Raw genomic sequence first — 26,024 nt, 5'->3', positions numbered from 1 at the left:
CATCTACCTGGAACCGCCATGTCCACCTTCATCGCTCCCTCTGCCGGCCCGGCCGCGCCCAGCCAGCCGCTCACATCCTCCGGCCCGCGCGGCCGCCCGGCCGACGAGCCGCAGGGACAGCGCTTCGGCGAGGTGCTCGAGCGCTCGCGCGCCGCCGGTGCGCGGAAGTCCGAGGCATCGCCGGACGCAGCGCCTGCCGAGGCCGTTGCGCTTCCGAAGCCGGAGCGCGGCGCGGACAAGAAGGACGAGCTCGTCTCCGATCTGCTGGCCTTCGCGCTGTTCGCGCCCGCGCCGGTCGCGCCTCAACCGACGGCCGTGGCGACGCCCGCCGCCGGCCTGCCGAGCGAAGCCAAGGCAGAGGTGTCGATGGCAACGGATGTTGCCCAAGACCCCTTGCTTGCGCAGACGCCGCCGGCGACCGCCCTGACCGAAGCCGGCACCGAAGCAGCAGCCAAGACCCTCCCCGCAACGCAAGACGCAGGCCCGGAGGCGAAAACGCTTCCTGCACAAGCGGCTGCGGCACAGGCCAACACCGCCAAGTCGGTGCCCGTGGCAGCGGATGCGAGCGTTGCCGACGCCGCCGCGCCGGCAGCCGTCGCTGCAACACCGCCGCCGGCCGCAAGCGCCCTCCCCTCGGCGAAAGCCCTGGCCGCCGGCACGGCCGCGCAACAGCAGGCCAAGGCATCGCCCGCGCTGCCCTCCGTCGACGAGACGAAGACGGTGCCGGCTGCCGCGACGAGCACCGAGCGTGCCGATGCAGCCGCAGCGCAGAGCCCGGCGTCCCCGACTGTGGTCCCCACATCGACGTCTTTCATGCCGCAGGCGGTGGAGCGCGCCAGCGCACCCGCCAGCCCCACACCCGTGTTGACCGTCGCACCGCCGGTCGGCAGCGACGAATGGGGCCCGGCCATCGGCCAGCAGATGCTGCGCATGAGCACCGGCGGCCATCAGGTGGCCGAGCTCAACCTCAACCCGGCCGGCCTCGGCCCGCTCAAGGTCACGCTCAGTCTCGGCGACAACCAGGCGCAGGCCATGTTCGTGTCGGCCCATGAATCCGTTCGCAAGGCCGTCGAGGCCGCGCTGCCGCAATTGCGCAGCACGCTCGCCGAGCAGGGCATCAGCCTGGGCCAGACCTCGGTCGGTGCCGAGTCGCGGCCCTGGGCCGGACAAGGCGACGGCTTCGGCCAGCCGCAGCAGCAGCCCTCGTCCTCGCGGCAGGCGGCGTATCCCGGGCGCGCGGACACGGGCACCGATGCCGTTGCGCCTCGCATGCCTGTGGCCGCGCGCAGTACCGGCAGCGCCGGACTCGATACCTTCGCCTGAAACGCGAGATCTGAGGCCCTTTCCCCCGCTTGATCGGCGCTTCGCTTGCGCGTGCGCCGGCCAAGAATTGACCGAATCGTTTTGCAGCAGCTCCCACCCATGGCCACCAGTCCCTCACTCACCCAAGTCGCTCCCTCCGCGCCGCGCTCGTCGAAGCTGCTGATCGGGCTGCTGATCGCCGTCGGCCTGTGCGCCCTCGGCGGCGGCGGTTATGCCTTGAGCCGCAGCAACCTCTTCGCACGCGAAGCCGCCGCGCCGGTGCCGCAGAAGCCCATCTTCGTCACGCTCGAACCGCTGACCGTCAACGTGCAGTCCGAAGGCCGCGGGCGCTTCCTGCACATCGGCATGGCGCTCAAGGTGCGCGACGAGCAGGCCAAGACGCAGATCGTCGAATCCATGCCCGAGCTGCGCAGCCGGCTGCTGCTGCTGCTGTCGAACCGCCAGCCCGAATCGCTGCTGTCCACGCAGGACAAGGCCCGGCTGGCCGAGGAGATCCGCGCCGAGCTCAACAAGCCGCTCGGTCCCAACCTGCCCGCGCAGGACATCTTCAGCGTTTCCTTCAACACCTTCGTGGTGCAGTAAGGGTCTCCTGGCATGGCCTATGAACAGGTGCTCTCGCAGGACGAGGTCGATGCGCTGCTGCAAGGCGTCACCGGCGGAGCCGTCGACCAGACCCGCGCGCCCACGCCGGCCACCGACGGCCTGCCGGCCTACGACCTCGGTGCGCCCGACCGCGTGGTGCGCAGCCGCATGCACACGCTGGAGGTCATCAACGAGCGTTTCGCGCGTCATCTGCGCAGCTCCTTGCTGAACTTCATGCGCCGCAGCGCCGACATCTCGGTCGGGCCGGTGCAGATCCAGCAGTACGGCGAGTTCGTGCGCCACCTGCCGGTGCCGACCAACATCAACATGCTGCACTTCAAGCCGCTGCGCGGCACCGCCCTGATCGTGTTCGATCCGAAGCTGGTGTTCCTGGTGGTGGACAACCTGTTCGGCAGCGACGGCCGCTACCACGTGCGCGTAGAAGGGCGCGACTTCACGCGCACCGAGCAGCGCATCATCAAGCGCCTGCTGAACCTCACGCTGCAGTGCTACGGCGACGCCTGGCAGCCGGTGTTTCCGCTCGCCTTCGACTACGTGCGCGCCGAGATGCACGGCAAGCTTGCCAACATCGTCGCGCCCAACGAGGTGGTGATCACCACCACGCTGCAGGTCGAGTTCGGCCCGGTCGGCGGCTTCGTGCACGTGTGCATCCCCTACTCGATGATCGAGCCGATCCGCGACCTGCTGTCCAACCCGGTGCAGGACGAGATCGAGGTCGACAAGCGCTGGGTCAAGCAGATGTCGCAGCAGATGCAGAGCGCCGACGTCGAGCTCAGCGCCGACTTCGTGACCATCCCCTCGACCATCGGCGAGCTGATGAAGCTGCAGGTCGGCGACGTGCTGCCGATCGAGCTGCCGAGCTCTGTCGTCGCGCGCGTCGACGGCATTCCGGTGATGGAGTGCGGCTTCGGCGTCTCGAACGAACGCTATGCGCTGCGCGTGCAACAGATGATCTCCCACCAAGACAGCGATCTGAAGAACGACCATGACTGACAACACTCCTTCCAGCAGCGATGCGGACGACTGGGCCAGCGCGCTGGCCGAGCAGACCGCGGCCTCCGCGCCCGCGCCCCTGCAGGCCGCCGCACCCGCACCCGTGGCGGCGCCGGCCGGCGCACAGGTCTTCCAGCCGATCCAGAACGCGCCGACGGCCCACAGCTCGCCGGTCGACATCGAACGCATCCTCGATGTGCCGGTGCAGCTCACGGCCGAGATCGGCCGCACGCGCATCACCATCAAGAACCTGCTGCAGCTCTCGCAGGGTTCGGTGGTCGAGCTCGACGGCCTGGCCGGCCAGCCGCTGGACGTGCTGATCAACGGCTACCTGATCGCGCAGGGCGAGGTGGTGGTGGTGAACGAGAAGTACGGCATCCGTCTGACCGACATCGTCACGCCCTCCGAGCGCATGCAGAAGCTCAGCCGCTCATGATTCCTTGCAGGCGACCGCTGCGGGCCGCGGCCTCTCTTCTTGCGTGGGCATGCACGCTGCCGGCGCGCGCGGCGCTGCCCACCGTGCCGACACCCGCCGCCGAGGCCGCGCCGGCAGTCGGCGCCTCCGGCCTGCTGCAGGCCGGCTTCGGCATGCTGGTGGTGCTCGCGCTGATTTTTGCGTGCGCATGGATGGCACGCCGCTTCGGCCTGCAGCGCTTCGGCGGCGGCAATCTCGTGAAGGTGGTGTCGAGCTCCATGGTCGGCCAGCGCGAGCGCGTGGTGGTGGTGGAAGTGGGTGCGACCTGGCTCGTGCTGGGCGTCACGGCCAGCCAGATCAACACCCTGCACACGCTGCCGGCGCAAGCCTTGGCCTCGGCGCCGGCGGCCACGCCGCTGGATGCGAGAACCTCCCAGGCGCTCGGCCTGTTCGCGCAGAAGCTGCGCGAATCGCTCGGCGTCAGGCCGCGGCCGGGCGAATGATGCAGGGCCACCGTCGTCGCTGCCTGCGCCGCGCGGGCCTGCTGCTGGCGCTCGTGCTGCCTGCACTGCCGATCGCCGCCTGGGCGCAGGGCCTGCCCGGCCTCGTGAGCACGCCCGGCCCGGGCGGCAGCCAGACCTGGTCGCTGAGCGTGCAGACGCTGGTGCTGCTGACCTCGCTGTCCTTCCTGCCGGCGCTCTTGCTGTGCATGACCAGCTTCACGCGCATCCTCATCGTGCTGGGCTTGCTGCGCACCGCCATCGGCACGCAATCGTCGCCGCCCAACCAGATCCTGGTGGGCCTGTCGCTCTTCCTGACCTTCTTCGTGATGTCGCCGGTCTTCGACAAGGTCTACAACGAGGCCTACAAGCCCTTCTCCGAAAACAAGATCAGCGCCGAGCGCGCGCTCGAACGCGGCATCGGCCCCTTCAAGACCTTCATGCTGAAGCAGACCCGCGAGAACGACCTCGCGCTCTTCGCGCGGCTGGCCAAGGTGCCGGCGATGGAAGGGCCTGAGGAAGTGCCGCTGCGCATCCTCTTGCCCTCCTTCGTGATCAGCGAGCTGAAGACCGCGTTCCAGATCGGCTTCACCATCTTCATCCCCTTCCTCATCATCGACCTCGTGGTGGCCAGCGTGCTGATGTCGATGGGCATGATGATGGTGCCACCCGCCTCCATCGCGCTGCCCTTCAAGCTGATGCTCTTCGTCATGGCCGACGGCTGGCAGTTGCTGATCGGCGCGCTGGCCGAGAGTTTCTATCTGTGACGCCCGAATCCGTCATGGCCATCGGCAGCCAGGCGATCCATGTGTCGCTGCTGCTCGGCGCGCCGCTGCTGCTGGTGGCGCTGGTGGTCGGCCTGGTCATCAGCATCTTCCAGGCCGCCACGCAGATCAACGAAGCCACGCTGTCCTTCATCCCGAAGCTGCTGGCGGTGTTCGCTGTGCTGGTGATCGCCGGGCCCTGGATGCTGGGCCAGATCGTGGACTACATGCGGACGCTGTTCTCGAGCATTCCGCAGCTCGTGACCTAGAGGCGCAATGCCGCCGGTCTTTTCGGTCACCTCGGGGGAACTCAACGCCTGGATGGTGGCCTTCCTCTGGCCCTTCGTGCGCATGCTGGCGCTGGTCAGCACCGCGCCGATCTTCGGGGAGCCGGGCGTGCCGCGGCAGATCAAGGTCGCGATCGCGGCCCTGCTCGCGGTGGCCGTCGCGCCCACCATCGGGCCGATGCCGCCGGTGCCGGTGGTGTCCGCGGGCGGCGTCTGGATCCTGGTGCAGCAGGTGCTCATCGGCGGCGCCATCGGCTTCGCGATGCGGCTGGTGTTCGCCGCCGTGCTGGCGGCGGGCGAGTACATCGGCCTGCAGATGGGCCTGTCCTTCGCGTCCTTCTTCGATCCGATGAGCGGCGGCGCCACCATGGTGGTCGCGCGCCTGCTGCACATGCTGGCGATGCTGATCTTCCTCGCGCTCGACGGCCACCTGCTGCTGATCGCCGCGCTCGCCGAGAGCTTCCAGACCCTGCCGATTGCCGACGCGCCGCTGGCCGCGCGCGGCTGGATGTTCCTCGTCGCGGGCGCCGGCCAGATCTTCGCCAACGGCCTGATGCTGGCGCTGCCGCTGGTCACGGCGCTGCTCACGCTCAACCTGGCGATGGGCATCCTGAACCGCGCCTCGCCGCAGTTCAGCATCTTCGCGGTGGGCTTTCCGCTGACGCTGCTCGCGGGCATCGGCATGCTGCAACTGCTGATACCGCAGATGGGCGCCTTCCTCGCGCCGCGCATCGCGGCGGGCTTGTCGTCGGTGATGGAGTTGACGCAGGCTTTGCGGCCTTGAGTCCAGGCATGGGGCGCGCTACGGCGCCCGCGTGATCTCCGCGCAGATCACCGGGGCCGGCACATCAGACGCCGCCGACCCTTGCGTGCCGTCTTCTTCGATGCGCATGGCCGCCTGCAGCGCCGCGATCGCCGCTTCGGCATCGGCCTGGCTGGCCGCATGCACGCGCGCCAGCGGCTCGCCCTTGCGTACCTTGCTGCCCAGCGGCAGCACCTGCGTGAGCCCGACGCGCGGATCGATGCGGTCTTCGGCGCGGCGCCGGCCGCCGCCCAGGGCAACGATGGCCAGGCCGATGGCGCGCACGTCCGCCGCCACCAGTACGCCGTCTTGCGGTGCCGGCAGATCGCATTGCACCGGCGCCTCCGGCAGTTGGCGCACTGCTTGCCCGAGGTCGCTCGCACCACCCAGGCCCGACACCATGCGCGCGAAACGCTCGGCGGCCGCGCCGCTGTCGAGCGCGCGCATGGCGTGGGCCCTGGCCTCGGGCAGGTCGGCCGCGAGGCCGCCCAGGCGCAGCAGCCGCGCCGCGAGCGCCAGGGTCACTTCGAGCAGCCGCGGCTCGCGTTCGTCGCCCATCAGGAAATCGATCGCTTCGCGCACTTCGAGCGCATTGCCCGCGCTGCGGCCCAGCACCTGGTTCATGTCGGTGATCAGCGCCTCCGCGCGCAAGCCGGCGCCGGCCGCCACGTCGACCATGCTCTTGGCCAGCGCCCGCGCGCCGTCCAGGCGCGGCATGAAGGCGCCGTTGCCCACCTTCACGTCGAGCACCAGTCCCTCGAGCCCGGCCGCGAGCTTCTTGGAGAGGATGCTGGCGGTGATCAAGGGCAGCGATTCGACCGTGGCCGTCACGTCGCGAATCGCGTAGAGCCGCTTGTCGGCGGGTGCCAGCGTGGGGCCGGCGCCGACGATGGCGCAGCCGGCATCGCGCAGAACGGCGAGCAGCGCATCAAGCGACGGCTCGACGCGGTAGCCCGCCAGCGATTCGAGCTTGTCCAGCGTGCCGCCGGTGTGGCCCAGGCCGCGGCCGGAGATCATCGGCACCACGCCGCCGCAGGCCGCGACGATCGGCGCCAGCATGAGGCTCACCTTGTCGCCCACACCGCCGGTGGAATGCTTGTCGAGCACCGGGCCCGACACATCGGGCCATTGCAGCACTTCGCCGGAATGCGTCATGCCGCGGGTCAGTGCCACGCATTCGCCATCGTCCATGCCGTTGAGCAGGATCGCCATCGCCAGCGCGGCGATCTGGCCTTCGCTCCAGCTGCCGTCGGTGAGGCCGCGCACGAAAGCTTCGATCTGCGCCGGCGAGAGCGCATGGCGATCGCGCTTGGCGCGGATGACCTCGGCCGGCAGCAGCATCAATAGTCTCCGGGAACGGATGGCTTGCCGGCGCCTTTCTGCAACAACACCGACTCGATGTCGGCCAGCAGGCCGCTGGCGCCGAAGCGCAGCCGCTTCGGTCCGATGGCCGACTCGCCCAGCATCTCGCACGCCAGCGCGATGTAGATCGCCGCATCGGCCACCGTGCGCACGCCGCCCGAGGCCTTGAAGCCAACCTCATCTTTTCGCGCGTGGCCGGCAATGGTCTCGAGCATCGCGCGCGCGGCATCGGGCGTCGCGCCCGTGGCCGTCTTGCCGGTGCTGGTCTTGAGGAAGTCAACTCCGGCATCGAGCCCGATGCGGCAGGCCTGGCGGATCAGTTCTGGCGACTGAAGTTCGCCGGATTCGATGATGAGCTTGAGCGTCTTGCCCGCGCAGGCCGCGCGCACCTGCGCGACCAGGGCCGCCGCGCTGTCCGCATTGCCCGCGGCGAGAGCGCGCCAGGGCAGGACCAGGTCCACTTCGTCGCCGCCGGCCGCGAGGATGGCCTGCGTCTCGCGCAAGGCGCGTTCGCTGTCGAGCGCGCCGTCGGGGAAGTTGGCCACGGCCGCGACGCGGATCGATGCCGGCAGCGCGGCCCTGGCCTGCGCCACGAAGCGCGGCCACACGCACAGCGCCGCCGGCGGGCCGGCCGGCCCTTGCGCCTTGGCGCACAAGGCATCGATGGCGGCCGCGTCGTCGCCGTCGTTGAGGCTGGTCAGGTCCAGGCAGGCCAGCGCAATGCGCGCGTCGCGTGTCATGTCGGTTTCCACATCATCTCCTTAACACCTCGTCGCCCGGTGCGTAGTCGGCGGCCTTGAGCGGGCTGCGGCCGGCGATGTAGGCGCGCAGCACCTCGGCATCGACGAAGCCGGTGTTGAGGTAGCCCGGATGCGTCGCCAGCTTGGGATAGCCGTCGCCGCCGGTGGCAGTGAAGTTGTTGATCGCCAGCCGGTACGCGCGCCGCGGGTCGATGGGCTGGCCGTTGACCTTGGCATCCTTCAGCTGTCCGCCTTCGATCAGCATCTGCACGCCCGCCGTCTGCGGGAAGCCGCCCGAGCCCGGTGTCATCCTGGCCGCGGCTTCGAGGTAGCCCAGCAGCTCGGCGCCCGTGAGCTGTACCACGGTCACCTGATTGCCGAAAGGCTGGACCTTGAGCACGTCGCGGTAGGTGATGCGGCCTTCGGGCAGCGAATCGCGCACCCCGCCCGAATTCATGAGCGCGACATCGGCGCCCGTCTTGTCGCGCATGGCCTGGGCGATCAGCCGGCCGAGATTGGTGGCTTGCCTGCGCACCCGTTCGCGATCACCGTCGAACACGCCGGCCGCTTCGCCCACCGGCACCGTCAGCTGCGCCTGCCCGTTGTCCTGGAAGGGCTGCAGGAAGGCGCGCACGCCGGCGTCCTCGGGAATGGTCTCTTCATACGCGACCTTCTTGCCGTCCACAGTGCGCTTGAGGTTGACCGGAATCAGCTGGTACTTGATCAACTCGATCCGGCCCGGGCGCACCTCGAAGTCGGCCCGGCCCACGTACTTGCCCCATTCGTGCGCCTGCACGATCCAGGTGCCGTTCTGACGGTCGGGCGCGCAGGGCGTGCCGGGCACGTAGGCGTCGTTGCGCAGGTTTTCCTGCAGCATGCAGACCGGGTTCTGGCTGTGGCCGCCGACGATCAGGTCGAGCCCGCGAGTGGCGCGCGCCATCTCCACATCGCCCGGCGCGTTGACGCCGCGCCGGCCGTCGGTGTAGTGGCCCATGTGGGTGGCGGCGATCACCATGTCGGCCTTGGCGCGCAGCTCGGGCAGCAGTTGGGCCGCCTCCTCGATGGGCTTGCGGAATTCGATGCCCGCGATGTTGGCGGGCATCACCATCCTGGCCGTGTCGTCGGTGGTCAGGCCCAGCACCGCGATCCGCAAGCCGCCGCGCTCGAACACGCGGTAGGGCTCGAACATGCGCTGGCCGTTCTTGTAGATGTTGGCCGAGAGCAGCGGAAAGCCGGCCCACTGGCGCTGCTTGTCCAGCACCGCGGGCGGCTTGTCGAACTCGTGGTTGCCGACCGCCGAGGCGTCGTAGCCGAGCAGCTTCATGCCCTTGAAGTCGGGCTCGGCGTCCTGCAGGTCGGACTCGGGCACGCCGGTGTTGATGTCGCCGCCGTCGAGCAGCAGCGTGTAGCCGCCGCTGGCCCGCACCTCGGCGCGCAGGCGGTCGATGAGCGTCTTGCGCGCGGCCATGCCGTATTCGCCGTCGGCATTGGTCCAGAAGCGGCCGTGGTGGTCGTTGGTGTGCAGCACGGTCAGCTTGATCGGCGCGCGCTCGCCCGGCGCCGTGGCGCAGCCGGCCAGCAGGGCCAGCGCGGCGGCGGCGGCGATGAATGGCATGCGCATGGGTCGAATCCTCCAGAGCAGATCAGATCGCTGCAATGACCGCTGCGAGCAGGCGCGATGCGTCCTGGTCGGCGGCGCGCGCGTTGCGCAGGGTGTGGGCGTGGCTCAGGCTTTCATCGGAGAGCCCCGCGGCCATGTTGGTGAGCATCGAGAAGGCCAGCACCTTCAGGCCCGCGTGGCGGGCCAGGATGGCTTCGGGCACGGTGCTCATGCCCACGGCCTGCGCGCCCAGCAGGCGCAGCATGCGGATCTCGGCCGGGGTCTCGAACTGCGGGCCCAGCACCCAGGCATAGACGCCTTCGTGCAGCGCGATGCCCGCCTGCGCGGCCGCGGCGCGGGCCTGCGCGCGCAAGGCCGGATCGTAGGCATCGCTCATGTCGACGAAGCGGTCCGAGCCGGGCTCGTCGTGCAGCGGCGTGCGCTGGGCCATGTTGAGATGATCGGCGATCAGCATCAGCGAGCCCGGGCCCATGTTCGCGTCCAGGCTGCCGGCGGCATTGGTCAGCACGAGGATGCGGCAGCCGGCGGCGGCCAGGCTGCGGATTGGGCCCTTCATGGCCGCCGCGTCGCCGCTTTCGTAGACGTGCTTGCGGCCGCGCAAGAGCGCGACCGCGCGGCCGCCGATGCGGCCCAGCCGCAGGATGCCGGCATGGCCGGCGACGTTCAGCGCCGGGAAGGCGGGCAGCTCGGGATAGGGGATGTCTTCCGGCGCCTCGACGAGTTCGGCCGCGCGGTCCCAGCCGGAGCCGAGCACGACGGCCAGCTCGGGCGCGAGGCCCTTGGCGCGGATGCGCGCAGCACTGGCTTCGATGGCGTTCATGGCGACGGAAGATGCGCCGGACCAAAGCTCGCCGGCAGCAGCTCGCCCAGCGTGTAGCGGCCGCGCACCTCGCGCAGGTCGGCACACCATACCGGCGTGTCGTCGTCGGCGAACTCGCGCAGCTTCTGGCGACAGCCGCCGCACGGCGTGACGGGCGCCTCGGCCACACCGACCACCACCGCCGCCAGCACCCGCGTGCCGCCGGCCAGCACCAGGTGCGCGAGCGCCGAGGCCTCGGCGCACTGGCCCTGGGGATAGGCGGCGTTCTCGATGTTGCAACCCGCATGGACCTGGCCGCGTTCGTCGAGCAGCGCGGCGCCGACCGCGAACTTCGAATAGGGTGCATAGGCGCGCTCGCGGGCGGCGCGGGCGGCATCAATCAACTGCGTCATCTGGGTCTGCGAAACGGCCATCATCGCTCCTTCACGTACGGGATGCCGAGCGCCTTGGGCGCACGCGCCTTGCCCACGAAGCCGGCCAACAGCACCACCGTCATCAGGTAGGGCAAGGCCTGGACCGCCTGCACCGGCACGGCGCCGACCAAGGGCAGCACCGTGCCCTGCAAGCGGATCGACACCGCATCGAGAAAGCCGAACAACAGGCAGGCGAAAAAGGCGCCGACCGGATGCCACTTGCCGAAGATCATGGCGGCCAGGGCCATGTAGCCGCGGCCGGCCGTCATGTTCGGCATGAACGACGGATTCTGCGCCAGCACCAGGTAGCTGCCGGCCAGGGAGCACAGCACGCCGTTGAGCATGAGCGCCCGGTAGCGCAGCGCGGTGATGGAAACGCCCGCCGCATCCACCATGGCCGGGTTCTCGCCGGTGGCGCGCAGGCGCAGGCCGAAGCGGGTGCGAAACAGCAGCCACCAGACGGCCGGCACCAGCGCGATGGCGAGATACACCAGCGCGTTGTGGCCGAACAGGCCCAGCCCCAGCACCGTGCCCACCCAGGGCAGCGCGCGCAGCGCCTCGCCGGCGCCCGCCCCCCACGGCGCGAGGCGCACCGTGTCGGGCAGCGGGGGCGTCTGGCCGCCCTGCTGGAACCACGCGATGCCCAGCACCACCGTCAGCCCGGCGGCCGTCATGGTGATGGCCATGCCCATCACCACCTGGTCGCCGCGATGGGTCACGCAGCCGAAGCCCTGCAGCAGCGAGAGCGCGACGCCGACGATGAGCGACACGGCCAGGGCCAGGGCCAAGGAGCCGCTCAGCGCAGCGACGCTGCCGGCGGCGAAAGCGCAGGACAGCATCTTGCCTTCGAGGCCCAGATCGATCACGCCCGAGCGCTCGGCCAGCGCACCGGCCAGCGCGCACAGGATCAGCGGCGTCGCCACGCGCAGGGTCGAGGCCAGCAAGGTGCCGAGCGCGACTTCATCCATCGACGGTGCTCCCTGCTGCCGCCGCGGCGCGTGGCGCACGGCGCGTCGCGCGCCACAGCCGTGCCAGCGTCGGCGCCGCCACATGCGCCAGCGCGCCGGAGAACAGCACGATCAGGCCCTGCAGCGTGTACACCATGTCGCGGCTGAAACCGGGAATCTCGAAGGCCAGTTCGGAGCCGCCCTGGTACAGCGCGCCGAAGAGCAGCGCTGCCAGCACGATGCCCACCGGGTGGTTGCGCCCGATCAGCGAGACTGCGATGCCGGCGAAGCCGGCGCCCACCACATACTCGAGCAGCAAGCGCCCGTGCACGCCCGCGATCTCGTTGATGCCCACCAGCCCGGCCAGCGCGCCGGACAACGCCATCGACACCATGATCTGCACGCGCGGCCGCATGCCACCGTAGTGCGCCGCCTCCGGCGCATGGCCGACCGCGCGGATGGCGTAGCCCGGCTGCGAGCGCCACAGCAGCAGGTACACGGCCACGGCCGCGGCCAGCGCCAGCAGCACGCTCAGGTTGAGCGGCGAGGCCGGCCATTCGATGCCGAGGCCGGCGATCGCTTCGTGCACGCCGGGCAGGTGCGCCGACGGCGCGAAGGCGCGGCTCTCCACCGTCATGTTGCCGGGCTCCTTGAGCACGTCGACCAGCAGATAGGCCAGGAGCGCCGAGGCGATGAAGTTGAACATGATGGTGGTGATCACCACATGGCTGCCGCGCCAGGCCTGCAGCGCCGCCGGCACCGCGGCCCAGCACATGCCGAACAGCATGGCGGCGCCGATCATCAGCGGCAGCATGGCCCAGCGCGGCAGGTGTTCGCCCAGCGCCAGGGCCGCCAGCGCGGTGCCCAGCCCGCCCATCATGGCCTGGCCTTCGCCGCCGATGTTGAACAGGCCCGCATGGAAAGCGACCGCCACCGCCAGGCCGGTGAAGACGAAGGTGGTGGCGTAGTACAGCGTGTAGCTCAGGCCCATGCGGCTGCCGAAGGCACCCTGGATCAGCAGCGTGAGCACCTGCCAGGGGTTGTGGCCGACCACGGCGACGACGATGCCGCAGGCCAGGAGGGCCAGCGCGAGGTTGACGAGCGGCAGGACCAAGAGGTCGATCCATCGCGGCAGATCGGTGCCTTGAGGATTCACGACTTCGCGACCTCGTCGCCCGCGCCGCACATCAGGCGGCCCAGCGTGGTCTCGTCGCACTGGGCAACCGGGCGCTCGCCGACGATGCGTCCGCCGGCCATCACGAGCACGCGGTCGGCCAGCGCCAGGATCTCGTCGAGCTCGGACGAGACGACGAGCACCGCACCGCCGCCGGCCGCCATCGCGCGCAGGCGACCGTGGATGAACTCGATGGCGCCGATATCGACCCCGCGCGTCGGCTGGCCCACCAGCAGCACCCGCGGCTTCGGCGCGGCTTCGCGCGCCAGCACCAGCTTCTGCTGGTTGCCGCCGGAGAACTTGGCGCTCGTCAGGCGCACATTGCGCGGCCTCACGTCGTACTCGTCCATCATCCGCGCGGTGTCGGCCTGCATGGCCGACTGCCTCATCCAGCCGTGCCGGCTGTAGCGCGGGCGCCGCTGATAGCCGAGCACGGCCGATTCCCAGGCCGCGAAGGGCAGCACCAGGCCGCGCCGGTGCCGATCTTCCGGCACATGGGCGAGCCCTGCTTCGCGCGCGGCTTCAGGGTCGAGCCAATGCTCGCGCGTGAAGGAGCGCGAGCCCAGCGTGAGCGTGCCGGCCTGCGGCGCCAGCATGCCCGAGAGCACCTCCAGCAGCTCGCTCTGGCCGTTGCCCGAGACGCCCGCGATGCCGACGATCTCGCCCGCACGCAACTGCAGCGACACGTCGACCAGGCGCGGCGTGCCCTGCGCGTCGCGCCAGTTCAGGCCGCGCGCTTCGAGCAGCGGCGCGGCGCTCGCGGCGCGCGCGGCGCTGTCCACGCGCCCCATCTGCACGCGGCGTCCGACCATGGCCTGCGCGAGCGCGTCGACGCTGGTGTCGGCCGTGGCGCAGGCCAGCACCACGGCGCCCGCGCGCATCACCGTCACCGCGTCGCACAGCGCCATGATTTCCTTGAGCTTGTGCGTGATCAGCAGCACCGTGGTGCCGCGCGCGCGCAAGGCCCGCAGCGTGTCGAACAGCTGCTCGGTCTCCTGCGGCGTGAGCACCGCCGTCGGCTCGTCGAGGATCAGGATGCGCGCGCCGCGAAACAGCGCCTTGAGGATCTCCAAGCGCTGGCGTTCGCCAACCGGCAGCTGTTCGACCGGCAGGTCCAGCCGCACTTGCAGGCCGCTGTCGCGCATCAGCGCCTCGAGGCGCGTGCGCACCTGCGCGCGCGCGTTCGGCAGCCGCCAGTGCGGCTCGGCGCCGAGCAGGATGTTGTCGAGCGCGGAAAACGTCTCGACCAGCATGAAGTGCTGGTGCACCATGCCGATGCCCAGGGCAATGGCTTCATGCGCGCCGCGAATCTGCGCAGCCTTGCCTTCGATCTCGATCTCGCCGCTGTCGGCCTGGTAGAAGCCGTACAGGATCGACATCAGCGTGCTCTTGCCGGCGCCGTTCTCGCCCACCACGCCATGCACCGTGCCGGCCGGCACCGTGAGCGTGACTTCGCGATTCGCGTGGACGGCGCCGAAGTGCTTGTCGATGCGCGTCATGCGCACCGCGGGCGCGGGGCTCTCGTTCATGGAATTTCAGCGCGCCCCACGCAAGGCGAATGCCCCCACGCGATACCAGGAACACCGCGGAACCGGCTTTGCCGGGCCGCTGGTGTTGCCCCCGGTGAGGGGGTTGGCGTAGCGACACGAAGTGCGCGAAGCCTGGGGGAGAGTCACAGTTTGCAGGCGTTGTCGGCCATGTAGTCGGCCACCTTGATCTTGCCCGCAATGATGTCGGCCTTGGCCGCGTCGACCTTCGCCTTCATGTCGGCGCTCACCAGCTTGGCGTTGTGCTCGTCCAGCGCGTAGTCGACCCCGCCTTCCTTCAGGCCCAGCGAGGTGACGCCCGGGGTCGGCTTCTTCGCGGCGTTGAGCACCGCCACGTCGACGCGCTTGACCATCGAGGTCAGCATGGTGCCCGGCTGCAGGTGGTTCTGGTTGCTGTCGACGCCGATGGCCAGCTTGCCCGCATCCTTGGCGGCCTGGTAGACGCCCGAGCCGGTGCCGCCGGCGGCGGCGAACACCACGTCGACACCCTTGGCGAACTGCGCCTTGGCGAGTTCGCTGCCGCGCGTCGGGTCGCTCCAGGCGGCGGGCGTGGTGCCGGTCATGACCGAGCTCACCTCGACCTTCGGGTTGGCGTACTTGGCGCCCTGCTCGTAGCCGCACTGGAACTTGCGGATCAACGGAATGTCCATGCCGCCGACGAAGCCGACCTTGCCGCTCTTGCTGGCCAGCGCCGCCATCATGCCGACCAGGAAGCTTCCCTCCTGCTCCTTGAACACGATCGATTCGACATTGGGCAGCTTGACCACCGAGTCGATGATCGCGAAGTTGAGCTTGGGGAATTCCTTGGCCACCTTCTCGATGCTGCTGCCCTGCGAGAAGCCGATGCCGATCACCGGGTTGGCGCCGCGCGCGGCCATGCGGCGCATGGCCTGCTCGCGCTGCGCCTCGTTGGCGATCTCGAAGTCGAGGTAGGGCTTGCCGCTTTCCTTCTTCCACATCTCTGCGCCGCGGTAGGCCGCTTCGTTGAAGGACTTGTCGAATTTGCCGCCCATGTCGTAGACGATGGCCGGCTCGGCACCTGCCACCAGCGTGGCGCCGGCGGCGAAAGCGAGGACGAGGGCCTTGTTGAGTTTCATGTGCGCATCCTTGGTGTTGGCGATCCGGCTGTAAGACTTCTTGCTGCGTTGCAGGGCTTGCGAGAGCCTCGGGTCAGGATAGCAAGACTTGCGCCGCATCAACCCCGGGGCACCACTAGCTCCACTACCATGCCGCGATGGCCGCTTCGCTCTCTCCCGCGCTCGCGCAACACCTGCAGGCGTTGCCGAAGGTGCTGCTGCACGAGCATCTCGACGGCGGCCTGCGACCGGCCACCCTGCTCGAACTGCTGCGCGCACGCGGCCTGGCCGCGCCGGCGCCGGACGCCGCAGCGCTGGCGGCCTGGTTCGACGCGCGCGCCCATGCCGGCAGCCTCGCCGAGTACCTGCGCGGCTTCGCCCTCACGGTCGCGGCCATGGCCAGCCCCGCCGCGCTCGCGCGCGTGGCCTTCGAGGCGGCCGAGGACGCGCGGCTCGACGGCTGCGTGCTGGCCGAGTTCCGCATCGCGCCGCTGCTGTTCGAGCCGATGGGCGTGCCGCCCGAGGCCGCGGTCGAGGCGCTCTTGGCCGGCTTGCGCCAGAGCCCGCTCCCGAGCGGGCTGATCCTGTGCGCCATGCGCGAGCAGCCCAGCGCGCACAGCGAGCGCGTGATGCGCCTGGCGCTGCGCTACCGCGCCGAGGGCGTGATCGGCTTCGACCTGGCGGGCGCCGAACGGGGCCATCCGCCGTCGCGCCATGCCGCCGCCTTCGCCATGGCGCGCGAGGCCGGCCTGCCGATCACCTGCCATGCCGGCGAGGCCGACGCGGCCGAGCGCGTGCTGGAAGCGGCGCGCCTGGGTGCGCGCCGCATCGGGCACGGCGTGCGGCTGGCCGATGCGCTGGACGCGGAGGCCGGCAGCGCGGCCCGCGCGATGCTCGACGAAGTGCGCGCCAGCGGCGTGCACCTGGAGCTGTGCCCCACCAGCAACGTCCACACCGGCGCTGCCGCGTCGCTGGCGGCCCACCCGATCCGGCGACTCTGGCAGGCCGGCCTGAGCCTGTCCTTCCATACCGACAACCGGCTGATCTCGATGGTCAGCATGAGCGGAGAAGCGATGGGCCTGGTGCGCGACAACGGCCTGGGCCTGCGCGATCTCGCGGCGATGGGCCTGCAAGCGGCCGAGCATTCCTTCCTTCCCGCGCCGGCGCGCCTGCAGGCGCAGGCTGCGCTGCAAGCCTGGCAGGACCGCACCGGGTGAGTTGCAATCAGCGATGGTGCGGGGATACTTGCCGGTCTGAGAATTCTGGAGTTCACATGCTTCCCGACACGCCCCTCCTACTGGCCTTCGTGGCCGCAAGCCTGGTGCTTGCCCTCACGCCCGGCCCCGCCGTCGTCTACATCGTCGCCCGCACTCTGGCGCAGGGCCGCGCCTGCGGCCTGGCTTCCGTGCTGGGCGTGGCACTCGGCAACCTCGCCAACGCCGTGGGCGCCGCGCTCGGCCTGGCCGCCTTGTTCGCCGTGTCGTCGACCGCTTTCACCGTGGTCAAGTGGGCCGGCGCCGCCTACCTCGTGTATCTCGGCATCCGGATGTGGCGGACGGCGCCGGCCATCGCAATCACCACGCCGCAGGCGCCGCGCAAGCCCTTGCGGCGCGTCTTCCGCGACGGCTTCGTGGTGGCGCTGCTGAACCCGAAGACCACCCTGTTCTTCGCCGCCTTCCTGCCGCAGTTCATGGACGCGCACGCCAGCCCGCTGATGCAGACCCTGGCGCTGGGCGGCGTCTTCATATCCGTCGCCGGCTGCACCGACCTGGTCTATGTGCTGACGGCCAGTCTCGTCGCACCGCGCCTCGGCCGCGCGGCGCGGCATGCGGTCTGGGGCAACCGGCTCGCAGGCACCTCCTTCATCGGCCTGGGCGTGCTCACGGCCATGGGCACGCGGCCCACGCGCTGAGCCTGCGATGTCTCGCCACTGGCTGATGAAATCCGAGCCCGACGAGTGCTCGATCGACGACGCGTTGGCCGCGCCCGATGCGACCGTGCCATGGACCGGCGTGCGCGGTTGGCAGGCGCGCAACCTCATGCGCAGCGAGATGCAGATCGGCGACGGCGTGCTGTTCTACCACTCGAGCTGCCCCCAACCGGGCATCGTCGGCATCGCTCGCGTGGCTTCCGGCACACGGCCCGATCCGACGCAGTTCGATGCGAAGTCGCCCTACTACGACCCGGCCTCCAAGCCGGAACACCCGCGCTGGCTGCTGCTGGACGTGCAGGCGCTGCGCAAGACCCGGCTGCTGGGCCTGCCCGAGATGCGTGCGACGCCCGCGCTGGCCGACATGGTGGTGCTGCGCAAGGGCAATCGCCTGTCGATCACACCCGTCGATGCCACGCACTGGCACCTCATCGTCGACAAGATGCTGGCTTGAAAAAAACCGGTCCCTACAGACCTCACACAAGAATCGAATGAACTTGCGCACCCTGCTCCCGCTCGTCCTGGCCATCGCCGGCTGCTCCACGCCCAACGAGGTCGTCCGCGTTCGCGAAGGCGTGCTACGCGCCCCCACATCCGCCGACGCATCGAACTACTGCCGAGAAAAAGCCTCGACCGCGCGGATGCTCGGCAAGGCCCAGGCCGAAGCCGGCATTCTGTTTCGTTGCGAGTGACGGCTCAGGCCACCCTGCACGACTTCACCACCTACGGCGCCGGGTCGGTGCCGAAGCAGGCGTTGGTGCATTGGGCCGTGCCGGTGACGGTCTTTTCCACCCAGCGCGTATCGGCACCGTCCCTCACCAGGGTCGGGCTCGAGGCGGTGAAGCTCTGTCCGGCCACTATCTCGGCCGGGTTCGGCACACAATGGACAGGTAGAGAACGCAGGAGATCGCCGCATGAATCCAGCTCTGCCGCCTGCTCCGCCGCGGCCGCCTGAGAGTCAGGCCGAGAGCCAGGCCGAGAAGGCATCCCCGGCTCCGGCGGGCGGACCGCTGACCCCCGAGTGGGTGCGCTGGGTCACCGAGCAGTTGCTGCGCGGCTGCACGCCGGAATCGATGCTGGCGGTCATGACCGCTGCCGGCGTCGACGCGCGAGCCAGCGCGGAGCTGATCGAGCTGGTGCCCGCCAACGCGGTCTACGTCGCGGCCGAGGGTCGGGCGCAGCAACTTCGCAAGCTCGAGTCGACGCTGGCCAACCTGCAGCTGCTCTGGGAGATCGACCCGATGTACGGCATCGTGGACAAGCGCGTGTCGGTCAGCGAGGACGAATTCATCGATCGCTACGTGCGGGGCTGCCGGCCCCTGGTGCTCACGGGCCATACGCGGGACTGGCCGGCGATGCGGCGGTGGTCGCCGGCCGACCTGAAGATGCGGTTCGGCCATGTCGATGTCGAGGTCCAGGCCGAACGCCAGGCGAATCCACGCTACGAAGAAGACAAGGCCTCGCATCGGCGGACTCTCCGCCTGGGCGATTTCGTCGACCAGGTGCTCGCCGGCGGCGAAAGCAACGACTACTACCTCACCGCCAACAACGAAGCGTTGCGGCGGCCCGACTTCGCGCCGCTGCTGGATGACATCGGCAGCCTGCCGCCGTGCTGCGATCGCGCGGAACTGGCCGGGCGTTCCTCGTTCTGGTTCGGGCCGGGAGGCACCGTCACCCCCTTGCACCACGACACGATCATGCTGTTCCACACGCAGGTCGTCGGGCGCAAGCGCTGGCGCCTCGTCTCGCCGCTGCAGGGGCAGCGCCTGTACAACACGAACGGCGTCTTCAGCCCCATCGACCTGGATGCGGTCGACCTGAGACAGTTTCCCTTGTTCGAGGGCGTGCGCGTGCTCGAAGTCGTGGTCTGGCCGGGCGAGACCATGTTCCTGCCGCTGGGCTGGTGGCACCAGGTGCGCGCGCTGGACGTCAGCGTGTCTTTCTCGTACTCGAATCTGGCCTTGCCGATCCCGAACCAGTTCACCTACTTCGACCCGGTGCCGCGTGCCGTCCCGTCCACGGATGTTTGATGAAGCACGCGCCCTGCCGTGTGCTCGGCGCTGTTCCGCCGCACGCCCTGCGGCTGGCGCAGGGCGTGCGCTTCGACGTCTGAAGCCTCGGCTCAGGCGACGCGGCAGGACTTGACGACGAAGGGCGCCGGGTCGGTGCCGAAGAACGCGTTGGTGCAGGGCACCGTGCCGTTGACCGTCTTCTCCACCCAGCGCGTATCGGCGCCATACCTCACCACGGTCGGCGCCGACACGGTGAAGCTTTGTCCCTCGTTGGCCAGGAATGCGCCCGAGGGTGGCGGCGCTGGCGCTGGCGCTGGCGCTGGCGCTGGGGCTGGGGCTGGGGCCGGTGCAGGTGCAGGTGCAGGTGCAGGTGCAGGTGCAGGCGCAGGCGCAGGCGCAGGCGCGGGTGCGGGTGCGGGTGCGGGTGCGGGTGCGGGTGCGGGTGCGGGTGCGGGTGCGGGTGCAGGTGCAGGCGCAGGCGGTGGCGGTGGCGGGGACGCGGTCACCAGCCTGCAGGACTTCACCACGAAGGGCGCCGGGTCGGTGCCGAAGAACTGGTTGGTGCAAGGCACCGTGCCGCTGACGGTCTTCTGCACCCAGCGCGTGTCGGCGCCATAGGCCACCAGCGTCGGGCTCGACACCGTGAAGGTGCCGCCCTCCATGGCCAGCGTCGCCCCGGACGGTGCAGGCGCAGGCGCGGGTGCGGGTGCGGGTGCAGGTGCAGGTGCGGGCGCAGGCGCAGGCGCAGGCGCAGGCGCAGGCGCAGGTGCAGGTGCAGGTGCAGGTGCAGGTGCAGGTGCAGGTGCAGGTGCAGGTGCAGGTGCAGGTGCAGGTGCAGGCGCAGGCGCGGGCGCAGGCGCGGGTGCAGGTGCGGGTGCAGGCGCAGGCGCAGGCGCAGGCGCAGGTGCAGGTGCAGGTGCAGGTGCAGGTGCAGGCGGCGGCGGGGCCGTTGCCGTCACGCAGGACTTCACCACGAAGGGCGCCGGGTCAGTGCCGAAGAACTCGTTGGTGCAGGGCACCGTGCCGTTGACCGTCTTCTCCACCCAACGCGTGTCGGCGCCATAGCGCACCAGGGTCGGGCTCGACACGGTGAAGGTGCCGCCTTCGGTGGCCAGCGTCGTCCCCGATGGCGGCGGCGCTGGCGCTGGCGCTGGCGGCGGCGGTGGCGGTGGCGGGGGTGGCGGCGGGGGCGATCCCGTGACGCCCGAATCCGCCACGCAGGACTTCGCCACCGACGGCGCCGGGTCGCTGCCGAAGAAGGAGACGGTGCAGGTGGCGGCGCCGGTCACGACCTTGTGCACCCAGCGGTTGTCGGCGCCGTAGCTCACCAGCGTCGCGCTCGACATATTGAAGCTGCCGCCTTGCGCGGCGACGGTGCGGTCGGTGGTCGTCTGCGTGCTGCCCAGGGTCACGCCGGAGGCCTTGGTCGTGAGCACGTGGCAGCTCTTCGTGACGGTGGGGGAAGGATTGATGCCGAAGAAATCGCTCTTGCAGCTGACGTTGCCGGTGACGGTCTTCGGGGTCCAGTTCCCGCCCACGCCGAACTGCACGACGGTGGGCGCAGGCAGGGTGAAGGTCTGGCCCTGGTCGGCGACCTTCGTCACGCTGCCATCCACCTTGAGGATCTTCCCGATCGAGGGCACGCCCGCGTCGTCGATCACGTACAGCAGGTAGTGCCCGATGGGCACGACGTTCGGGCTCTCGTTGAAGGTGATATCGACGTTCGCGCTTCCCGTGGCCTGGGTGAAGGGCAGCTCGAGGAAGCGCTGCCCGAAATCGGTGGAATGCGTGACCGCGCCGGTGCGAATCAGCGTGACGCGCCCGATCGGCCGCGAGGACGCGACGGTAACGCGGAAGTCGGTGCCGAGCGTCAGCTGGGCCGGTGTCTGGTCGATGATGGGGCGCGGCCGACGCTGGCCGTTGCTGTCGAACAGGTAGGGCGGCGAGTAGATCTCGGCATTGAGGTTCACCACCGGCCCGGGCGAGCCGCCGCCGGCCGACAGCACCGTGCCGTCCGGCAGCAGCATCGCCGTCGAGTGGTAGAGGCGTGCCTTCGTCGCCGCCGCACCGGTGGTCCACTGCCCGTTCGCCGGGTTCCAGATCATCGCGGTGAAGGCGGTGTCGACCAGCTCGTTGTAGCTCGCCGAGCCGCCGGTGACCAGCACCTTGCCGTCCGCCATCACGGTCGCCGTGGCCCAGATGCGGTCGGCCCCGGGCCCCGGGATGGAGGTCACGACGGGGGTGGCGCCATTGAAATCCACCACCATCGCGCTGCCGTCCTCGGCGATCAGCAGGACCTTGCCGCGGTCGAACATGGTCCAGGGCATGGCCCAATTCGCCGTCTTGGGCAGCGTCCCGATCTGCATGATGAACGGGGCCTCGGTGTTCATGCTGAACAGGCGGTTGCCGCTGGTCACCAGCACGCGCCCGTTGGGCGCTAGCACGGCGCGTGGGTAGAACCAGTCGGCCGGCCAGTCCTGCATGTTGAGGGTCTGCCAGCCGAGCGTGGGCCGGTAGATCTCGGGCACCCCGGAGCCCGCACCCCCGCCGTCGATGCCGGCCAGGACGAGCTGGCGTCCGTCAGCCAGCGGCACCAGCGTGCCGTACCAGCGCGCATAGGCCATCGGCGGCCCCGGCGAGATGGTGGCCGCGGCCGGGTCGTACAGGTTGACGTCGCGCACGCCCCCGTTGACCTGATTCGGCGTCACCCCGCGCGTGTCGCCGCCGGCCAGCAGCACGAGCCCGGAGGGCAGCGTCGACTGGGCGGTGCAGAAGAGATCGGTGCGCGTGGTGTGCTGCAGCAGGCTGTGGGCGTTGGTGGCGGGCGTCCACACGTCGTAGTAGAGCTGGGCGCCCTGGGCGCCGCTCGGGTCGGTGCCGTAGCTCATGACCTTGCCGTCGGGCGTCAGCACGGCGTGGATGGCATTGATCGGCCAGGTGATCGGGGCGGCCCATTGACCGCCCGTGCTGGGCGCCACCGGGGCTGCTGCCGGTGCCGCAGCGGCGGCGGCGGCGATGGTCTGGTCGGGCGCGCCCGGGCCACGGTCGATGGGCGCGGTGCGATCCCGCTCCAGCTGCCGCAGCCGGGCGATGTCGTCCAGCGATCTGACGGCCTTGCTGATGGGCGAGGGTGGAGACGGCGGCTTGGGCATCGCTCCAGCGGCCGGCGCTGGCGCTGGTGCCGGTGCATCGCCGGCACCGGTGGGCATGCCGGCGATGCCGGTGCCTGCACTGTCCCCGCCGCCACCGCAAGCGGTGATCACGAACGGGGCGCACAAGGCGATCCATGCGAAGCCCGAAGCACGCGGATCCGGCGAGGCAGTTGCCATATCTCCTCCCCAGAAGTGAGAACTTTGCGGTTATACATCGGCCGTGCTCGGACCGCGTCCTCCAATCTGGGTAGAGCCAAAGACCTAAGGCAAAGCCCTAGGCCGGCACCGAAGAGGCGCCATGCAAGCCCAGCGGCAGGGCACGGGGCAGCACGGCCTGGAGGGGTGGACCTCACTCCCGCGCAGGGCCATGATCGGCAAACGATGGCCGCACTCACCGTCCGCCTCGTTGTCGTTGCCGCCGCGCTCCTGTTGGCCGTGACAGGGGGCCGGTCCGCCGCGGCCGACGCGTTCGCGGCCGAGCGCCAGCGCATGGCGCAACAGATCGCGGCACACGCGCGCGAGACCCACGCCGACACCGGCAAGCGCGCCTTCGACGCGCGCGTGATGGAGGTCATGGCGAAGGTGCCGCGGCATGCCTTCGTTCCCGCCGACCAGCTTCCCTACGCCTACCTGAACCGGCCGCTGCCGATCGGCCACGGACAGACCATCTCGCAGCCCTACATCGTCGCCTTGATGACCGACCTGGCCCGCGCGGAGCCCGGCCACAAGGTGCTCGAGGTCGGCACCGGCTCCGGCTACCAGGCCGCGGTGATGGCGCAGCTGGCCGGCGCGGTCTACAGCATCGAGATCGTCGAGCCGCTCGGTCTGGCGGCCAGGGAGCGGCTGCAGGCGCTGGGCTATCGCAATGTCGAGGTGCGCCTGGGCGACGGCTACCACGGGTGGGAAGAGCATGCGCCCTACGACGCCATCCTCGTCACCGCCGCGGCCAGCCACATCCCGCCGCCGCTCATCCGCCAGCTCAGGGCCGGCGGCCGGATGGTGATTCCGGTGGGCGCGGCCTTCATGGTCCAGCAACTGATGCTGGTCGAGAAGAACGCGGACGGGACGGTCTCGACGCGGCAGATCCTGCCGGTGGCCTTCGTGCCGCTGACCGGCAAGCGTTGAGCCGGCGATGGCCGCGACACGCGCGCCGCTGATCGCCGTGGCGCTGATCTCGGCCGCCGCGCTGGCCTACGAGATCGTGCTGATGCGGCTGTTCTCGATCATGCTGTGGCATCACTTCGCCTACATGATCATCAGCCTCGCGCTGCTGGGCTGGGGCGCCAGCGGCGCCGTGCTGACGCTGGCGCAGCATGCGGTGCAGCGGCACTTCGCGCCGCTGTTCTGCGCATCCGCCGCGGCTTTCGGGGCCGGCGCCGTCGGCTGCTTCCTGCTCGCGCAGCGCGTGCCCTTCAATCCGCTGGAACTGCTCTGGGATCCGCGCCAGCCCGCGAACCTGCTGGCGATCTACCTGCTGCTCCTGCTGCCCTTCCTGTGCGCCGGCGCCTGCGTGTGCATGGCCCTGTCGCGCTTTCGCGGCAAGCTGGCGCGCATCTACAGTTTCGACATCCTGGGTGCGGGGGCGGGCAGCCTGGGCATCGTGGCCTTGCTGTTCGTGCTCTCGCCGGCCGAGGCCTTGAAGCTGATCAGCGCGCTGGGATTCGCTGCCGCGGCGGTGGCATGGCTCGAATGCGGCCGTCCCAGGCGTTGGCCGGCGCTGCTGCCGATGCTGCCGGCTGCCTTGCTCCTGCTGCTGCCCGCAGTCTGGATCGCGCCCGCCATGTCGCCGTACAAGGAACTGTCGCAGACCTTGCGCATTCCCGAAGCCCGCGTGATCGAGGAGCGATCGAGCCCTCTCGGGCTGGTCAGCGTGCTCGAGAGCCCGCGCATTCCGCTGCGGCACGCGCCGGGCTTGAGCCTCAACGCGACGGCGGAACCGCCGCCGCAGCTCGCGGTCTTCGTCGACGGCGAGGGACTCAACGCGCTGACCCGCTTCGACGGGCGGCGCGAGAGCCTGGCCCATCTGGACCAGATCAGCTCGGCACTGCCCTACCACCTGCTGCGCCGTCCGCACGTGCTGGTGCTGGGGGCCGGCGCCGGGGCCGACGTGCTGCAGGCCCACTACCACGGCGCGAGCCGGATCGACGCGGTGGAGCTCAATCCGCAAGTGGTCGAGCTGGTGCGGGACCGCTTCGCGGAGCATGCTGGCGGCCTCTACGGGCACATCGCGCGCGTGCATGTGGCCGAAGCGCGTGCCTTCGTCGCGGCCAGCGACGAACGCTACGACCTGATCCAGGTGGCGCTGCTCGATTCCTTCAGCGCTTCGTCGGCCGGCCTCTACGCGCTGGCCGAGAACCATCTCTACACGGTCGAAGCGCTGCAGGACCAGTTGCGGCACCTGCAGCCCGGCGGCCTGCTCGCGATCACGCGCTGGGTCACGCTGCCGCCGCGCGATGCGTTGAAGCTCTTCGCCGCCGCCGTAGCGGCGCTGGAGCGCTCGGGCGCCACCGATCCCGGATCGCAACTCGCGCTGGTGCGCAGCTGGAAGACCAGCACGCTGCTGGTGAAGAACGGCGTGTTCGGCAGCGAGGACATCGCGGCGATCAAGGCCTTCTGCGCCGCCCGCTCCTTCGACCTCGGCTTCTATCCCGGCATGCGCCCGGAGGAGGCGAATCGCTACAACGTGGTCGAAGGTCCCGACCTGTTCGATGGCGCGACGGCGCTGCTCGGTCCGGGCCGGGACGCGTTTCTCGAGGACTACAAGTTCCACATCGCGCCGGCAACCGACGACAGCCCGCACTTCTTCCACTTCTTCAAGTGGCGCTCGCTGCCCGAACTGCTGTCGCTCAAGGAGCAAGGCGGCCTGCCACTTCTGGAATGGGGCTACCCGGTGCTCGTGGCGACGCTCGCTCAAGCGGCGATCGCGAGCCTGCTTCTCATCGGCCTGCCGCTGGCCTGGGTCGGCATCCGGCAGAGCGCCAGGCGCATGCCACCGCTCGCCGGATCGCGCGGCCGCGTGTTGGTCTACTTCATGGCGATCGGCTTCGGCTTCATGTTCATCGAGATCGCGTTCATCCAGAAGTTCGTTCTGTTCCTCGGCCATCCGCTCTATGCGGTGGCGGTGGTGCTGTTCGCCTTCTTGTTGTTCGCGGGCATCGGCAGCCGCGTCGCCGCGCGTGCCGTGCCGGTGGCGGCGGTGGCCGGCGCCATCGCGCTCGCGGCAGTGCTGTGCCTGCTGCTGCTTCCCTTGCTCTTCCGCCACGCGATGGGGTGGCCGGAGGCGGCGCGCATCCTGCTCTCTGTCGCGCTCATCGCGCCGCTGGCTTTCTTCATGGGCATGCCCTTCCCGCTCGGCCTGGCGCGCGTGGAGGCCGCGGATGTCCGGCTCGTTCCCTGGGCCTGGGGCATCAACGGCTGCGCGTCGGTCACCGGCGCGGTGCTGGCCACGCTGCTCGCGATCCATCTCGGGTTCACGGCCGTGGTGCTGGCCGCGCTGCTGCTCTACGGGCTTGCGGCTGCGGCGCGTCCTTGACACCATGCACG

The 26,024-nt window shown here is 70.1% G+C and carries 25 protein-coding genes; 15 read left to right on the top strand and 10 right to left on the bottom strand.

Translation table 11 applies throughout. The features are described from left to right. The first annotated feature begins 18 nt into the window (after positions 1-18). The 8 genes from BLS74_RS00215 to fliR all read left to right on the top strand — a co-directional run bounded on the left by BLS74_RS00215 (position 19) and on the right by fliR (position 5,669). The gene (locus BLS74_RS00215) at positions 19-1,323 is read left to right on the top strand and encodes a flagellar hook-length control protein FliK (protein ID WP_093102011.1); all 1,305 of its coding nucleotides are present in this window, start codon (positions 19-21) and stop codon (positions 1,321-1,323) included. A 99-nt stretch (positions 1,324-1,422) separates the two neighbouring features. After that, positions 1,423-1,905: a flagellar basal body-associated FliL family protein gene (locus BLS74_RS00210; RefSeq protein WP_093102009.1), complete on the top strand. Its 483-nt coding sequence runs from the start codon at positions 1,423-1,425 to the stop codon at positions 1,903-1,905. Between the two features lie 12 nt (positions 1,906-1,917). Next, complete coding sequence (fliM, locus tag BLS74_RS00205) at positions 1,918-2,919, top strand: flagellar motor switch protein FliM (RefSeq protein WP_093102008.1); 1,002 nt, start codon at positions 1,918-1,920, stop codon at positions 2,917-2,919. Continuing rightward, positions 2,912-3,355, top strand: a complete 444-nt coding sequence (fliN, locus tag BLS74_RS00200; protein WP_093102006.1) for a flagellar motor switch protein FliN — start codon at positions 2,912-2,914, stop codon at positions 3,353-3,355. The genes fliM and fliN overlap by 8 nt, the downstream gene beginning before the upstream one ends. Beyond that, positions 3,352-3,837 carry a flagellar biosynthetic protein FliO gene (fliO, locus tag BLS74_RS00195; protein ID WP_093102005.1) on the top strand — a complete coding sequence of 162 codons (486 nt, stop codon included), beginning with the start codon at positions 3,352-3,354 and terminating at the stop codon, positions 3,835-3,837. The genes fliN and fliO overlap by 4 nt, the downstream gene beginning before the upstream one ends. Next, positions 3,834-4,601, top strand: a complete 768-nt coding sequence (gene fliP / locus BLS74_RS00190; RefSeq protein ID WP_093102003.1) for a flagellar type III secretion system pore protein FliP — start codon at positions 3,834-3,836, stop codon at positions 4,599-4,601. Before fliO ends, fliP begins: the two co-directional genes overlap by 4 nt. Continuing rightward, the gene (fliQ, locus tag BLS74_RS00185) at positions 4,598-4,867 is read left to right on the top strand and encodes a flagellar biosynthesis protein FliQ (RefSeq protein ID WP_093102001.1); all 270 of its coding nucleotides are present in this window, start codon (positions 4,598-4,600) and stop codon (positions 4,865-4,867) included. The genes fliP and fliQ overlap by 4 nt, the downstream gene beginning before the upstream one ends. Positions 4,868-4,874: 7 nt before the next feature. Then, a complete protein-coding gene (gene fliR, locus BLS74_RS00180) occupies positions 4,875-5,669 on the top strand; it encodes a flagellar biosynthetic protein FliR (RefSeq protein WP_093102000.1) in 795 nt (264 codons plus the stop codon). An 18-nt stretch (positions 5,670-5,687) separates the two neighbouring features. Here the strand turns inward: fliR and deoA are convergent, their stop codons facing one another. The 9 genes from deoA to BLS74_RS00135 all read right to left on the bottom strand — a co-directional run bounded on the left by deoA (position 5,688) and on the right by BLS74_RS00135 (position 15,408). Next, positions 5,688-7,028, bottom strand: a complete 1,341-nt coding sequence (deoA, locus tag BLS74_RS00175; RefSeq protein ID WP_093101998.1) for a thymidine phosphorylase — start codon at positions 7,026-7,028, stop codon at positions 5,688-5,690. Continuing rightward, on the bottom strand, positions 7,028-7,789 hold the full coding sequence (gene deoC / locus BLS74_RS00170; protein WP_093102654.1) for a deoxyribose-phosphate aldolase: 762 nt from the start codon (positions 7,787-7,789) through the stop codon (positions 7,028-7,030). Before deoC ends, deoA begins: the two co-directional genes overlap by 1 nt. A gap of 13 nt (positions 7,790-7,802) precedes the next feature. Next, entirely contained in the window at positions 7,803-9,410 is a 1,608-nt protein-coding gene (gene ushA / locus BLS74_RS00165) for a bifunctional UDP-sugar hydrolase/5'-nucleotidase UshA (protein ID WP_093101996.1), read from the bottom strand. Between the two features lie 22 nt (positions 9,411-9,432). Further along, entirely contained in the window at positions 9,433-10,230 is a 798-nt protein-coding gene (locus tag BLS74_RS00160; protein ID WP_093101995.1) for a purine-nucleoside phosphorylase, read from the bottom strand. Next, positions 10,227-10,646 (bottom strand): cytidine deaminase, encoded by a 420-nt coding sequence (locus BLS74_RS00155; protein ID WP_244503692.1) that lies wholly within the window; start codon positions 10,644-10,646, stop codon positions 10,227-10,229. The genes BLS74_RS00160 and BLS74_RS00155 overlap by 4 nt, the downstream gene beginning before the upstream one ends. Then, positions 10,643-11,611 carry an ABC transporter permease gene (locus BLS74_RS00150; RefSeq protein WP_093101993.1) on the bottom strand — a complete coding sequence of 323 codons (969 nt, stop codon included), beginning with the start codon at positions 11,609-11,611 and terminating at the stop codon, positions 10,643-10,645. Before BLS74_RS00150 ends, BLS74_RS00155 begins: the two co-directional genes overlap by 4 nt. After that, the gene (locus BLS74_RS00145; RefSeq protein WP_093101992.1) at positions 11,604-12,746 is read right to left on the bottom strand and encodes an ABC transporter permease; all 1,143 of its coding nucleotides are present in this window, start codon (positions 12,744-12,746) and stop codon (positions 11,604-11,606) included. The genes BLS74_RS00150 and BLS74_RS00145 overlap by 8 nt, the downstream gene beginning before the upstream one ends. Beyond that, on the bottom strand, positions 12,743-14,293 hold the full coding sequence (locus BLS74_RS00140; protein WP_093101990.1) for an ABC transporter ATP-binding protein: 1,551 nt from the start codon (positions 14,291-14,293) through the stop codon (positions 12,743-12,745). The genes BLS74_RS00145 and BLS74_RS00140 overlap by 4 nt, the downstream gene beginning before the upstream one ends. A gap of 143 nt (positions 14,294-14,436) precedes the next feature. Beyond that, positions 14,437-15,408, bottom strand: a complete 972-nt coding sequence (locus BLS74_RS00135) for a BMP family lipoprotein (RefSeq protein WP_093102651.1) — start codon at positions 15,406-15,408, stop codon at positions 14,437-14,439. A 137-nt stretch (positions 15,409-15,545) separates the two neighbouring features. Between BLS74_RS00135 and BLS74_RS00130 the strand changes: the two genes are divergently transcribed. The 5 genes from BLS74_RS00130 to BLS74_RS00110 all read left to right on the top strand — a co-directional run bounded on the left by BLS74_RS00130 (position 15,546) and on the right by BLS74_RS00110 (position 19,347). Then, on the top strand, positions 15,546-16,604 hold the full coding sequence (locus BLS74_RS00130; protein ID WP_093101989.1) for an adenosine deaminase family protein: 1,059 nt from the start codon (positions 15,546-15,548) through the stop codon (positions 16,602-16,604). A 56-nt stretch (positions 16,605-16,660) separates the two neighbouring features. Then, positions 16,661-17,299 carry a LysE family translocator gene (locus BLS74_RS00125; RefSeq protein WP_093101987.1) on the top strand — a complete coding sequence of 213 codons (639 nt, stop codon included), beginning with the start codon at positions 16,661-16,663 and terminating at the stop codon, positions 17,297-17,299. Positions 17,300-17,306: 7 nt separating this feature from the next. Then, on the top strand, positions 17,307-17,771 hold the full coding sequence (locus BLS74_RS00120; protein ID WP_093101986.1) for an EVE domain-containing protein: 465 nt from the start codon (positions 17,307-17,309) through the stop codon (positions 17,769-17,771). 37 nt (positions 17,772-17,808) lie between these two features. After that, complete coding sequence (locus BLS74_RS00115; protein ID WP_093101984.1) at positions 17,809-18,009, top strand: hypothetical protein; 201 nt, start codon at positions 17,809-17,811, stop codon at positions 18,007-18,009. 222 nt (positions 18,010-18,231) lie between these two features. Further along, positions 18,232-19,347, top strand: a complete 1,116-nt coding sequence (locus tag BLS74_RS00110; RefSeq protein ID WP_093101983.1) for a cupin-like domain-containing protein — start codon at positions 18,232-18,234, stop codon at positions 19,345-19,347. 92 nt (positions 19,348-19,439) lie between these two features. On the opposite strand, the gene BLS74_RS35485 is transcribed toward BLS74_RS00110, so the two are convergent. Further along, positions 19,440-22,658 (bottom strand): galactose oxidase early set domain-containing protein, encoded by a 3,219-nt coding sequence (locus BLS74_RS35485; RefSeq protein ID WP_093101981.1) that lies wholly within the window; start codon positions 22,656-22,658, stop codon positions 19,440-19,442. 204 nt (positions 22,659-22,862) lie between these two features. Between BLS74_RS35485 and BLS74_RS00100 the strand changes: the two genes are divergently transcribed. Next, entirely contained in the window at positions 22,863-23,606 is a 744-nt protein-coding gene (locus tag BLS74_RS00100) for a protein-L-isoaspartate(D-aspartate) O-methyltransferase (protein ID WP_170855455.1), read from the top strand. A gap of 7 nt (positions 23,607-23,613) precedes the next feature. Further along, positions 23,614-26,013 (top strand): spermine/spermidine synthase domain-containing protein, encoded by a 2,400-nt coding sequence (locus BLS74_RS00095; RefSeq protein ID WP_093101980.1) that lies wholly within the window; start codon positions 23,614-23,616, stop codon positions 26,011-26,013. Positions 26,014-26,024 lie beyond the last annotated feature (11 nt).

It is taken from the genome of Variovorax sp. CF079 (genome assembly GCF_900101545.1).
Lineage (GTDB): Bacteria > Pseudomonadota > Gammaproteobacteria > Burkholderiales > Burkholderiaceae_C > Variovorax.
Note: the sequence above shows the minus strand (reverse complement) of the source record. Positions and strands in the feature narration are given on the sequence as shown.

Bases quoted from the DNA above. Each gene is read 5' to 3' on its own strand.
- BLS74_RS00095 (WP_093101980.1), top strand. From the start codon at position 23,614: ATGGCCGCGACACGCGCGCCGCTGATCGCCGTGGCGCTGATCTCGGCC.
- BLS74_RS00130 (WP_093101989.1), top strand. From the start codon at position 15,546: ATGGCCGCTTCGCTCTCTCCCGCGCTCGCGCAACACCTGCAGGCGTTG.
- BLS74_RS00155 (WP_244503692.1), bottom strand. From the start codon at position 10,646: ATGATGGCCGTTTCGCAGACCCAGATGACGCAGTTGATTGATGCCGCC.
- BLS74_RS00125 (WP_093101987.1), top strand. From the start codon at position 16,661: ATGCTTCCCGACACGCCCCTCCTACTGGCCTTCGTGGCCGCAAGCCTG.
- fliN (WP_093102006.1), top strand. From the start codon at position 2,912: ATGACTGACAACACTCCTTCCAGCAGCGATGCGGACGACTGGGCCAGC.
- BLS74_RS00135 (WP_093102651.1), bottom strand. From the start codon at position 15,408: ATGAAACTCAACAAGGCCCTCGTCCTCGCTTTCGCCGCCGGCGCCACG.
- BLS74_RS00160 (WP_093101995.1), bottom strand. From the start codon at position 10,230: ATGAACGCCATCGAAGCCAGTGCTGCGCGCATCCGCGCCAAGGGCCTC.
- BLS74_RS00150 (WP_093101993.1), bottom strand. From the start codon at position 11,611: ATGGATGAAGTCGCGCTCGGCACCTTGCTGGCCTCGACCCTGCGCGTG.
- BLS74_RS35485 (WP_093101981.1), bottom strand. From the start codon at position 22,658: ATGGCAACTGCCTCGCCGGATCCGCGTGCTTCGGGCTTCGCATGGATC.
- BLS74_RS00110 (WP_093101983.1), top strand. From the start codon at position 18,232: ATGAATCCAGCTCTGCCGCCTGCTCCGCCGCGGCCGCCTGAGAGTCAG.
- deoC (WP_093102654.1), bottom strand. From the start codon at position 7,789: ATGACACGCGACGCGCGCATTGCGCTGGCCTGCCTGGACCTGACCAGC.
- BLS74_RS00210 (WP_093102009.1), top strand. From the start codon at position 1,423: ATGGCCACCAGTCCCTCACTCACCCAAGTCGCTCCCTCCGCGCCGCGC.
- BLS74_RS00140 (WP_093101990.1), bottom strand. From the start codon at position 14,293: ATGAACGAGAGCCCCGCGCCCGCGGTGCGCATGACGCGCATCGACAAG.
- BLS74_RS00100 (WP_170855455.1), top strand. From the start codon at position 22,863: ATGGCCGCACTCACCGTCCGCCTCGTTGTCGTTGCCGCCGCGCTCCTG.
- BLS74_RS00120 (WP_093101986.1), top strand. From the start codon at position 17,307: ATGTCTCGCCACTGGCTGATGAAATCCGAGCCCGACGAGTGCTCGATC.
- fliR (WP_093102000.1), top strand. From the start codon at position 4,875: ATGCCGCCGGTCTTTTCGGTCACCTCGGGGGAACTCAACGCCTGGATG.
- ushA (WP_093101996.1), bottom strand. From the start codon at position 9,410: ATGCGCATGCCATTCATCGCCGCCGCCGCCGCGCTGGCCCTGCTGGCC.
- deoA (WP_093101998.1), bottom strand. From the start codon at position 7,028: ATGCTGCTGCCGGCCGAGGTCATCCGCGCCAAGCGCGATCGCCATGCG.
- BLS74_RS00115 (WP_093101984.1), top strand. From the start codon at position 17,809: ATGAACTTGCGCACCCTGCTCCCGCTCGTCCTGGCCATCGCCGGCTGC.
- fliM (WP_093102008.1), top strand. From the start codon at position 1,918: ATGGCCTATGAACAGGTGCTCTCGCAGGACGAGGTCGATGCGCTGCTG.
- BLS74_RS00215 (WP_093102011.1), top strand. From the start codon at position 19: ATGTCCACCTTCATCGCTCCCTCTGCCGGCCCGGCCGCGCCCAGCCAG.
- fliP (WP_093102003.1), top strand. From the start codon at position 3,834: ATGATGCAGGGCCACCGTCGTCGCTGCCTGCGCCGCGCGGGCCTGCTG.
- fliO (WP_093102005.1), top strand. From the start codon at position 3,352: ATGATTCCTTGCAGGCGACCGCTGCGGGCCGCGGCCTCTCTTCTTGCG.